At 37.6% G+C, this 11,604-nt stretch carries 8 protein-coding genes and 2 pseudogenes; 9 read left to right on the top strand and 1 reads right to left on the bottom strand.

Annotation, left to right across the window (positions count from 1 at the left end; translation table 11 throughout):
• Window positions 1-234: 234 nt before the first annotated feature.
• From LSG31_RS21715 to LSG31_RS21705, 3 genes and pseudogenes are all read left to right on the top strand, one after another.
• Window positions 235-1,655, top strand: a pseudogene (locus LSG31_RS21715) (transketolase-like TK C-terminal-containing protein).
• A 77-nt stretch (window positions 1,656-1,732) separates the two neighbouring features.
• Window positions 1,733-2,839, top strand: coding sequence for a transaldolase (tal, locus tag LSG31_RS21710; protein WP_347437116.1), 1,107 nt, complete (start codon window positions 1,733-1,735; stop codon window positions 2,837-2,839).
• 187 nt (window positions 2,840-3,026) lie between these two features.
• Window positions 3,027-3,803 carry a DeoR/GlpR family DNA-binding transcription regulator gene (locus tag LSG31_RS21705; protein ID WP_347437115.1) on the top strand — a complete coding sequence of 259 codons (777 nt, stop codon included), beginning with the start codon at window positions 3,027-3,029 and terminating at the stop codon, window positions 3,801-3,803.
• Between the two features lie 130 nt (window positions 3,804-3,933).
• Here LSG31_RS21705 and LSG31_RS21700 read toward each other — a convergent pair whose 3' ends face one another.
• Window positions 3,934-4,701, bottom strand: coding sequence for an SDR family oxidoreductase (locus tag LSG31_RS21700; protein ID WP_347437114.1), 768 nt, complete (start codon window positions 4,699-4,701; stop codon window positions 3,934-3,936).
• Window positions 4,702-4,805: 104 nt separating this feature from the next.
• On the opposite strand from LSG31_RS21700, the pseudogene LSG31_RS21695 reads away from it, so the two are divergent.
• The 6 genes and pseudogenes from LSG31_RS21695 to LSG31_RS21670 form a co-directional block, all read left to right on the top strand.
• Window positions 4,806-5,237, top strand: a pseudogene (locus LSG31_RS21695) (hypothetical protein); the annotation flags it as partial.
• 435 nt (window positions 5,238-5,672) lie between these two features.
• A complete protein-coding gene (locus tag LSG31_RS21690; protein ID WP_347437112.1) occupies window positions 5,673-6,674 on the top strand; it encodes a LacI family DNA-binding transcriptional regulator in 1,002 nt (333 codons plus the stop codon).
• Window positions 6,675-6,749: 75 nt separating this feature from the next.
• Window positions 6,750-8,261: a sugar ABC transporter ATP-binding protein gene (locus tag LSG31_RS21685; RefSeq protein WP_347437111.1), complete on the top strand. Its 1,512-nt coding sequence runs from the start codon at window positions 6,750-6,752 to the stop codon at window positions 8,259-8,261.
• 1 nt (window position 8,262) lies between these two features.
• Window positions 8,263-9,240, top strand: a complete 978-nt coding sequence (locus LSG31_RS21680) for an ABC transporter permease (protein WP_347437110.1) — start codon at window positions 8,263-8,265, stop codon at window positions 9,238-9,240.
• 127 nt (window positions 9,241-9,367) lie between these two features.
• Entirely contained in the window at window positions 9,368-10,366 is a 999-nt protein-coding gene (locus LSG31_RS21675; RefSeq protein ID WP_347437109.1) for a substrate-binding domain-containing protein, read from the top strand.
• Window positions 10,367-10,527: 161 nt separating this feature from the next.
• Window positions 10,528-11,571: an NAD(P)-dependent alcohol dehydrogenase gene (locus LSG31_RS21670; protein ID WP_347437108.1), complete on the top strand. Its 1,044-nt coding sequence runs from the start codon at window positions 10,528-10,530 to the stop codon at window positions 11,569-11,571.
• The last annotated feature ends 33 nt before the right edge of the window (window positions 11,572-11,604 follow it).

The raw sequence follows: 11,604 nt of genomic DNA, 5'->3' as shown, positions 1-11,604 counted from the left end.
CACTGTAAAATTGCAAAAAAATCTATTTGATGTTACCAAGATACCACATTTTACTTTTTTAACCTACCGCCGCTTTCAAAAATGCATAATATACAAAAATGAAAATAAAAAATATACAAAAATATATTGACAAATAAATTAAAATAATCGAAAATATTCACATAAAAATAAAATAAATAAAAAAATAGCAAAAAATACTGAAAATAGGAGTGTAATTCTGTGAGTTTTTCGTAAATTGATACCGTATCTGTTCAAGCAATCAGAGCCTTATCGATCGATGCGATTGAAAAATCAAAGTCGGGTCACCCAGGACTGCCAATGGGAGCCGCACCTATGGCCTATATTCTTTGGACGCGCTTCATGCAATTTAATCCGAAAAACCCAAATTGGTTCAATCGAGACCGCTTTGTCCTATCTGCAGGCCATGGTTCGATGTTATTGTACAGTTTACTTCACCGACACTAATCGAAATAAAAACGGTCATTGGCTATGGATCTCCCAAAAAACAAGGTACAAAATATGCACACGGGGAACCGTTAGGCGCAGAGGAGGCAATTCTGACCAAGCAAGTATACGGCTGGGATTATGATGAGTTTTTTGTTCCGGGAGATGTTCAGGAAAATTTTAAAAAATGTATTGTTTTAGGGGAGAAAGCGGAAGAAAAGTGGAATGAATTATTCAGACAGTACAAAAATTCTTTCCCAAATGAGGCTCAGCAGTTTGAAGATGCTTTACAAGGGCGAGTTTGGGTACCATGGGATGAAGTTTTACCTGATTTTCAAGATAGTATAGCGACACGAGATGCGTTTGGAAAAATCGTGAATGCGATTGCCCAGTATGTTCCGACACTAGTCGGGGGTTCGGCTGATTTATCGAGTTCTAATAAAACGATCATCAATGGTGAAGAGCCGTTTTGCGCAAACTCGTATGCCGGAACATTCTTTGTGTTCAGTGATTATCTGAAACCTGCGTTACGGTTGGCGGCTTTAATGAAGCAGCCGGCGATTCATATTTTTACGCATGATAGTATCGCAGTAGGTGAAGATGGCCCTACCCATGAGCCTATTGAACAATTGCCATCGTTACGCTCTATTCCGGGATTTAAAGTCTTTCGTCCAGCCGACGCGACAGAAACCGCAATGTGCTTCCGCTATGCCTTGGAACATCGGGAAGGACCCGTTGCTCTGGTGTTAACAAGACAGAAGGTTCCAACATTGAATGAAATAAAAGCACATGCCGCTGATGTATATCGTGGAGGCTATGTTCTGTACCAAAATGGTGATGGACGCGATTTGATTTTACTCGCAACTGGATCGGAAGTTCAATTGGTTTTGAAGGCAGCCCAACAACTTGCGGAAGAAGGAATTGCGGTCCGAGTCGTAAATCTGCCATGTATGGAACTGTTCGATCAACAAGATCTGTCCTATCGAGAAAGTGTTCTTCCTTCTTCCGTAATGAAACGTCTGGCAGTGGAAATGGCACACCCGATGTCATGGTACAAATATGTTGGTCGAGCAGGAAGAGTTTTAGGCATTGATCAATTCGGTATTTCGGCACCCGGTGATATGATTACTCGTACATTTGGATTCACGGTTGAAAATGTCTTGATGATTGCAAAACAAGTCTTACAGTCTGGTTTGCTAGGGGTATTATAGTTTGGAAGTGTGCATCAAGTTTTGTTCTCTAAAGTTATTTTTCTATAATATTGAAAAATTAGTAGGAGGCCATAAAGATGAATCCGATACAACAACTGAATCAGTTCGGACAAAGCGTTTGGTATGATAATGTACAACGTGATTTGATAGATTCAGGGGAAATGCAGAAGCTGATTGAACTTGGAGTTACTGGAGTTACATCAAATCCAACGATTCTCGAGCGGGCAATTACCAGTTCTACCGCTTATGACAAGGATATTTTGCGTGCAGTGAATGATGGAAAAACACTTAACGATATCTATGATAGTTTGGTATTTGATGATATTCAGCGGGTTGCGGATTTACTGCTTCCAGTGTACCAAAATTCGTTTGGAGCAGACGGATATGTCAGTATCGAAGTTCCTCCAACTCTGGCAGCCAATACTGAAGAAACGATTAAAGAAGGGCAAAGGATCTTTTCTGCGCTCAATCGGCCTAACATTATGATTAAAGTGCCAGCTACTCCTGAAGGTATTCCTGCAATCCGTACGTTAATCAGTAAAGGAATAAACGTTAATGTAACATTGATTTTCAGCGTATCGGAATACGAAAAAGTCATTGAAGCCTATTTGTTGGGGCTTGAGGATCGATTAGCACGAGGCGAATCGGTAAAAGTCGCATCAGTAGCCAGCTTTTTTATTAGTCGGGTGGACAGTTCGGTCGATCCGGCCATTGATGAGTTGCAACTCGATCCAGCATTTCTTGGTAAAGCAGCAATCGCAAACGCGAAATTGGCATACCGTTTATTCCAAGAACAATTTACCAGCGAAAGATTTAATCGCCTTAAAGTGAGTGGAGCATTCGTGCAACGTCCATTATGGGCATCTACCAGTACCAAGAATCCGAACTATCCCGAATTACTCTATGTCAGTCCTCTCGTGGGTCCGGACTCAGTGAATACGATGCCGCCAAAAACTTTAGAAGCAGTTTTAAGTAAGGGAAATTTCTGTTCAACATTAGAAGAGGGAATAAGTGAAGCAAAACAAATTTTAACAATACTTGAGCAAAATGGGATTTCGATTTCGAAGGTAACCGACAAACTACTGAATGAGGGCGTAACTCTTTTTGAAGAATCATTTGAGAATTTAATGGGGAATTTAAAAAGTAAAGCTGAGTCGATCCGTTCCTCCCGTACGTTTGCTTAAGAAGACGAGGAAGATCGGAAAACGAAGAAGGGATTTTAAGGGACTTGCAGAATTTTGCAGGTCCCGAAATTGTAATTTGGGGATTAATCAGGAATAATCTATTGATTTTTTTCGTTTTTTTACGTATACTTTTATTTGAAAACGTTTTTTATTTTAGGTGAATTTTTATTTTTTGAGGGGATATATTATGGATAAATTGTTCTCGGATGAGAGACGAGCATTAATCATAAAGGAGCTTTCGGAAAATTTACGTGCATCAGTAGCGGATTTATCCAAAAAATTAAATGTTACTGAAGCTACAATACGCTCGGATTTAAAATATCTCGAGAATAAAAACTTAATTCGGAGAACGCATGGCGGTGCAATTATACTTGAGGATATGAACGAATTAAGTTTTTCAAACAGACGCTCCCAATATACGGAGGAAAAGCAAAAAATTGCTGTAATAGCAATGGATTATATAGAGGACCATGATTTTTTATTGCTTGATGCAAGTTCTACGTGTTTAGAATTAGCGAAGTTACTTAAAAATTCCGATTTTAATCTTACAGTAATGACAAACGGACTATTTGCCGCCCAAGAGTTAGTGGAGAGTCCGTCAATCAATGTTATTTTAATCGGAGGAGTTCTTAGAAATACGAACAGCATCGAAGGGCTTATGGGGAGTTCTATGTTGGACCAAGTGTTTCCTGGAAAATTCTTCTTTTCAGCAAGGGCATTGACGAAAAACGGTGATCTCATGGATTTTGATTTGTATGAAGTAGAACTTAAAAATCTGATGTTTCAAAAAAGCACAAATCGGTATTGTTTATTGGATCACTCCAAGTTTGATTCTTCGTCAGTTGGGAGATTTGGTACATTACACGAGACAAATATATTATTGACGGATAAAAATGTTCCAAATGAATTTTATGATAAGTTCCCTAATCTACTCGTAAAATATCCTGAAAACTCGAAAGAATAGATTTTCTGTAAAAGAAAAGAGCTTCTAGAATTGATCCTAGAAGCTCTTTTCTTTACGGAAAATGAGTTATAAAATAAGGTACAACACTAACTATTTATTGTACCTCCCTTATCGTTGGATTTTAAGTCCACTATTTAATTGTATTACCACCATCGATAACAATATTCTCGCCTGTCATTAAGTTTGTTGCATCGGCTGCCAAGAATAAGGCAATAGCTGCAACTTCCTCCGGATATCCAAAACGTCCAAGCGGGATGTCTTTTTTCGCCTTTTCGCCTTTCTCTCCGGCCCACGCCTTTTTGCCCAACTCAGTTAAAATGACTGTAGGTGAGATAGCGTTTACTTTAATGTCAAATTGAGCCCATTCATAAGCTAGGACCTTCGTCATTGCCAGAATTGCAGCTTTGCTTGCACAATAAGCTACATGATTATCCAATGCAATAATGGCTGCTTGGGAAGCAAGGTTAATAATCTTTCCGCCATTACCCTGCTCTATCATTACATTACCGGCTTTTTGGCACATTTTGAATGAGCCAGTTAAGTTAATATCAATTGTTTTTTGCCAAAAAGCATCAGAAATATTTTCAGCATCGTCAAGTAATACAATTCCAGCACAGTTCACTAATATATCAATCTTCCCGAAGTGTTCTCTAACGATCGAGATAGCACGATCCATACTTTCATTATTGGTAACATCGCATTTTACACCGATAGCATTTTCTTCATTCAATTGCTTAGCTACCTCTTTTACATCCTCTTTCAGGTCAAAAATCGCAACTTTTGCACCCTTCTCCAAGTATAATTCTGAGATAGCTTTTCCAATTCCGCTTGCCCCACCTGTTACAATAGCTACTTTTTCTGTAATATTGAAATTTTTATCGTATCCTTGAAAGCTCATAAATATTTTTCCTTTCTCTTAGTTAATTTTTTCCTATCACTTTGTTGGAGAATCGATTACAAAGGAACAGCAAAGAATAAATCTCGTTAGTCAAATAATAAGAAAAAAGAGGACTTGATGTCATCGGCATGGTCAAATCAACGAGTCAACGTTACCAAGTCGGGAATCGCCGCATGTCTCTTAAAGAGCTTTATTTTGCAGCCACACCAGTTGAAGGAAAAAATAAAGGGATTTTACGCTTCATTCATACAGAAATGGCCCCAGGTATTCCCATTATCATGGTGTTTGTCAGACATCAACATCGTCAGAATACCGACCAACGTACGTTGGGAGGGTTATTTTCGGCACTTTGTGACGAAGTGAGTGAACTTGATTGGGCTATCGCCCTACAACAATTGTTGGAAATCTTTAATGACGTTACAAAAATGACCTGCAGAAAAATTATAAAATTCATAAAAAGTCAATTGCAGCAATGGATTGCAGGTTTACCAAGTTATATCAAGATTTACCTGCCTGATTTATACTGCGAAAGTTGAGTATTTGAGAAATTCAATGCTAACACCTCTCGAATAAATTTTCGTTTTTTTTTATTTGTTTCTTTTTAGTATAAGTATTCGTTATGACTGTAAATTTGTCAAGGAATTTATAGCTGAATACTACTGATTTTTTCAATAAAATTTTTGAAAGTACAATTTTTAATTTAATAGTAAAAATAATAATCCATCTAAATTAATAGCGTTTTCCACCTTTTTGAATCAGCATATACGGATTTTGTAAAATTAAGAACCAAAAAATATTTTTAAAATTCATGAAATAGGTATTGACGAAAATGTGAAAGGGCAATTAAAATTAAAACTAACAAAACGAAAAAATATATCAAAAATAAACGATTAGAATCAGGGAAAATCCTCATTCAACGTTAATATTAAACGTTTAACAAGAAGTTGAGTAAACGTTTAGGAGATTGTATGATGGAATTAAAATTACCAACTGTCCACGATGTAGCGAAAGAAGCAAAAGTATCAATCGCCACAGTTTCGCATGTGTTGAATGGTAAAAAAGGGGTTAGTGAAAGAACAAGAGAATTAGTGTTAGATACTGTTAAACGTTTAGGCTATTCTCCGAATGAAGCTGCAAGGAGTTTAAAAGCCGGATCAAGTAAATTGATTGGGTTAGTGGTGCCGGATCAAAATCCCTTTTTTACAGAAGTGCTAAAAGGTATGCAAGAAGAATGCCAAAAATATGACTGTCAGGTTGTGGTAGCGAATTCTGAAGAAAATGAGGCAAAGCAAAAAGAGCTTCTCGATTTATTATTGGCACATCGTGTCAATGGAGTTATTGTAGCTCCGGTGAATACGAAATTAAGCAGTATGGATTTTTTCAATCGAATACCCGTCATATTGCTGGACCGAGAAATATCGAACCTAGATATACCATCTGTCCGTACAGATAATATTCAAGGGAGTCGATTGGCCACAAGTCATTTAATTCAACATGGTCATAGGCATATTGGAATTATTTTGGCTTCACCTGGTATAAGTACAACGCGTCAAAGGTTTTTTGGTTATATCAAATCTCTGGAGGAAAATGGAATTGAAATCGACGAAAGGCTCATTGTGTATGGAGGCAGCTATGCAGGGACGCAATCACAAATTAATGGTGGGTATGAATGTGTACACCAACTGATGTCACTAACACCAAGGCCAACTGCGATCATTGCCAGCAATTATTTGCTTACCGTTGGGGCGCTGAAAGCGCTAAAGGAGTTGTCTATTAAAATTCCAGATGAATGCGCTTTTATAGGTTTTGATGACCAACCTTGGCAAGAAATTTTAACTCCCGAATTAACGGTTATTTCTCAACCGACTTTTGAAATTGGTAAATCTGCCGTTCAATTACTTTTCTCTCAAAGAAAAGAAAAAACGATAACTTTACCTTTGGAATTAGTGATACGTAAATCATGTGGTTGTTAGCTTTTGTTATGCGCATTATCAGAAAGCGCATACTGCAAGCGTATACAACTATAGCGAGACTGGAGGTGTTTACTCATGGAAAACCAGGTGATTCTAGAAATGAATAGAATTACAAAGTCATTTCCAGGAGTACAGGCTTTAAAAGATGTTACGTTAAAAGTTCGTAAAGGAACTGTACATGCCTTGATGGGAGAAAATGGGGCAGGGAAATCAACTTTGATGAAGATTCTCGCTGGTATTTATCAACCCGATACTGGAGAAATTTTATTTAATGGAGAATCTATTAAACTCAAAGAGCCGAAGGATGCTTTGGTAAAAGGTATCAGTATGATTCACCAAGAATTAAGCCCTGTTTTAGAAATGACAATTGGTGAGAATATATTTTTGGGTCGTGAGCCAATAAACCCAGGAACGAGATTTGTAAATTATAAAAAAATGTATCAGAAAGCTTCGAAGTTATTAGAAAGTATTGGTTTATCTTTGAATCCTCGAATGAAAATGAATCAGCTTAGTGTAGCTGAAATGCAAATGGTGGAGATCGTAAAAGCGATTTCGTACGATTCACAAATCATCATTATGGATGAACCTACCTCCGCTATTACGGATCGTGAAGTAGATCGGTTATTTGAAATCATCAACATTTTAAAGAAGCAAGATAAAGCAATCATTTACATCTCTCATAAAATGGATGAAATTTTTAAAATATCCGATGAGATTACCGTCTTTCGGGATGGTAATCATATTGCTACCAAACCTGCAAAGGCATTAAATAATGAGATCTTAATTACAATGATGGTTGGAAGAAGCTTAACAGAAATGTATCCGAAAAAAGAAGCCTTTTATGTTAAAGAAACAGTATTTTCTGTTAAAGATCTTTCTGTTAATGGGAAATTTAGAAGTGTAAGTTTTGATTTAAAAAAAGGTGAAATTTTAGGGATTGCAGGTCTAATGGGCTCTGGTAGGACGGAAGTGTTTGAGGCAGTCTTTGGTCTTACAGCATTGGTTCAGGGAGAGATATATATTGAAGGGAAAAAAGTGAATATCAAGTCCCCGATCGATGCTATAAAGCAAGGATTAGCGTTTGTTACAGAAGATCGTAAAGGACAGGGATTGTTTCTCCCTATGTCAGTAAAGGCAAATATTACTATGGCTTCATTAGATCAAATCTCAAATTTGAGTTTTATTGATCAAAAGGAGGAAGGTTCTTTAGTCGATCAATTCATAGCAAAATTAAAGGTTAAGTCATTTTCACCAGAACAAATTGTTGAAACATTAAGCGGCGGCAATCAACAAAAGGTCGTTTTGGCAAAGTGGTTGCTCAGACAACCAAAGATTCTAATTTTGGATGAACCGACTCGGGGTATTGATGTAGGTGCAAAAAATGAGATCTATAAACTGATGACACAACTCGTCCAAGAAGGTATGTCGATCATCATGATTTCATCGGAAATGCCAGAGGTTCTTGGTATGAGCGACAGAATCATAGTCTTTCACGAAGGAACAGTTGCAGGCGAATTAACAAGGGATGACGCGACACAAGAAAAAATTCTTTCCTATGCAACTGGGCATTTAATGGAGGTGCTTTAAAGTGGAAGTAGTACAAGAAAAATCAAAAAATTTAAATACAAAGCTTGAAAGTGGAGTTCGTTTAAAGAATTTCTTTTTCAATTACGGGATTATCTTTGCTTTTATTTTTTTGTTTGTAATCTTATCAATCTTAAGTAATAGTTTTTTGACTTTTGAAAATATCATAAATGTGCTTCGTCAGATTTCCATTAACGCGATACTCGCAATCGGCGCAACATTTGTAATTCTAACAGCGGGAATTGATTTATCAGTTGGGTCGATTGTTGCACTGGCCGGTATTGTAACAGCTACATTCGCCCAAAGTGGACATTCCAATTTAATTATATCTATAGTCATGGGACTTGCGGTTGGGCTTTTTGTAGGTTTCATAAATGGATTTGTAACTGCTAAATGGAAGGTAGCACCTTTTATAACAACACTCGGAATGATGGCAGTAGCGAGAGGTGCAACATTTGTTTATACGGGTGGTCAGCCGGTAGCGAACCTTAGCCAAAGCTTTTTACAAATTGGCGGCGGAGATATTGCAAAAATTCCATTACCAGTAATTATCACCGTAGTTGTTTCCATTATCTTCATGGTTTTGCTATACAAAACGAAATTTGGACGATACGTTTATGCAATTGGCGGAAATGAAAACGCAGCCAAAATATCCGGAATTAAAGTTGATAAGGTTAAGATTTGGGTGTATTCCATCAGCGGTTTACTAGCCGGATTGGCCGGGATTATTTTAACATCTCGTGTATCTTCCGGTTTGCCACAAGCGGGTGACGGTTATGAATTGGACGCCATCGCAGCCGTAGTAATTGGTGGAACCAGCTTAATGGGTGGTAAAGGTAGACTTTGGGGGTCGCTAATTGGTGCGTTGTTAATCGGAGTCTTGAATAACGGATTGGATTTGTTGAACGTTTCCTCCTATTGGCAACAGATCGTCAAGGGATGCATTATCGTAGCTGCTGTTATGATTGAACGTAAAAAATAACTGATTGGGGGTGATTTGAATATAAACAAATTTCCTTATACCTAATGTGGAACTGGGATCTATCTATCTATTTAAAACAAAATTTGTCTTCATCTTTATCTAAATTAACAATTCGGGGGAATGAAAAATGAAAAAACATTTGGTTAAGAACATCGGGGTTACTATTGCTGTTACATCGATGATGGCAACACTATTAGTCGGCTGCGGATCGTCAGCAACTACTACACAAAACTCTTCTAATAAAAACTCAAATCAGCAGTCGGGTACAAGTTCAAAGAAACTAAAAATAGGTTTCTCAGTATATGGACTAAAAGCTGAATTTGCAAATTTGCTAAAAAATTCCATGGAAAAAGAAGCTAAAGCAAAAGGTGTAGACTTACTTGTTATGGATGGGAACTACAGCGCGAACACGGCAATTTCACAATTACAAAACTTAGCAACAGAGAAAGTGAATGCTATCATAGTTGATCCGATTGATGCAAATGCATTAAATAATACAGTTAATCAAATTGTAGATCAAGGAATACCGGTGATTGGTGTTAACGCCAAAATGACCGCTCAGAAGTTAACATCATATGTAGGTTCGCCCGATGTAAAAGCCGGTGAAATGGAAGCGGAACAAATGGCAAAAGCTTTGAATGGAAAAGGAAACATCGTTATTTTAGATGGGCCGATCGGACAGTCAGCACAAATTGAGCGCAAGCAAGGTATTTTTAATGTTTTGAAGAAGTATCCAGAAATCCATGTTTTGGCTGAAAAAACAGCGAACTGGTCTCGTGCAGAAGGATTGACTCTCATGGAAAACTGGTTACAAGCTTTTTCAGGAAAAATTAATGGTGTGATTGGTGAAAATGACGAAATGGCTCTAGGTGCAGAAAAGGCATTGCAAGAAAAGAATTTAAAATTACCGGTCGTAGGTGTTGATGGTGTAAAGGACGCATTAACTGCTGTTAAAGATGGAAAACAAATAGCAAGTATTTATCAGAATGCGATTGCACAAGGCAAAAAATCATTGGATGTTGCCGTTGAAGCAGCACAAGGAAAGAAAATTGATAAAAATTACGATATTCCTTTTGAATTAGTTACAAAAGATAATGTAGACAAATACTTAAATGGTACTAACTAGTTAAATCAATAACTAAAAATAAGAATAACAATTTCACAAAAAAACAGCCCCTAAATTTGTACCTTTTAGGGGCTTACTATCGCAAAACAATATTTTATTAAGTCTATTTTACAGCGTATTGTTAAAAAATATAAGAATACGTTGGATATGAGGTGAGACATATGCAAGGTCTGATGAAAGCAGCCATTCTTTTTGAACCAGGAACAATAAAAATATTAGAACGGGAAATTCCGACACCTGCTGATGATGAAGCATTAATCCGGGTAAAAGCTGTAGGCCTTTGTGGATCAGATGTTCACTATTATGAGCATGGCAAGATCGGGCCATATGTAGTCAGAAAACCTATAATCTTAGGTCACGAATCAGCCGGTGAAATTGTTGAATTAGGTAAAAACGTTAAGAATCTAAGCGTAGGACAAAGGGTAACGATTGAACCAGGTGTAACATGTGGCCGTTGTGAACATTGTAAATCCGGTCGGTATAATCTGTGCCCGGATGTGAATTTTTTAGCGACTCCTCCGTATGATGGAGCTTTTTGTGAATATATTACTATTCGTTCTGATTTCCTATTCCCAATACCTGATGCTATGTCGTTTGAGGAAGCGGCATTGGTTGAACCATTTTCTGTAGGACTTCATGCTGTTCGACGTGGGAAATTACAAGCTGGAGAAACTGTAGTTATTTTAGGTATGGGACCAATCGGTTTGCTTGCAGCTGCCGCAGCAAAAACTGCCGGTGCAACCAAGATTATCGGGGTAGATTTAGAAGAATTCCGCTTGGAAGCTGCTCTGAAACTAGGAGCAACCGATGTCATTAATTTACGAAAAGATGATTTTGGAACTCGTTTAAGTCAATTAACAGAAGGTAAACGTGCCGACCTGGCAATCGAAACTGCTGGAAATCCGAAAGCGCTGCAGTCTTGTTTAGTTGGTGTTCGCCGCGGAGGACGTGTTGTCATTGTAGGGCTTCCACCGCAAGAGGAAACAGGAGTAAATATTCCGCACATTGTTGATAACGAAATTGATATTTACGGAGTTTTCAGATATTCAAATACCTATAAAGCTGGAGTTGAAATCCTATCCAGTGGGGTTGTGAATCTGGAGGATATTATTACGGATCGCTTTACTTTGGATCAGGTTCCGGAAGCGTTTGAAAAGGCAATTAAGGAAAAAAGCTCGACATTAAAAATTGTCATTCATCCTTAATTCTTTTCTTTTAACATCTTTATACATGCGATA

This window comes from Fodinisporobacter ferrooxydans (genome assembly GCF_022818495.1).
GTDB classification, from domain to species: Bacteria; Bacillota; Bacilli; order Tumebacillales; family MYW30-H2; genus Fodinisporobacter; species Fodinisporobacter ferrooxydans.
Note: the sequence above shows the minus strand (reverse complement) of the source record. Positions and strands in the feature narration are given on the sequence as shown.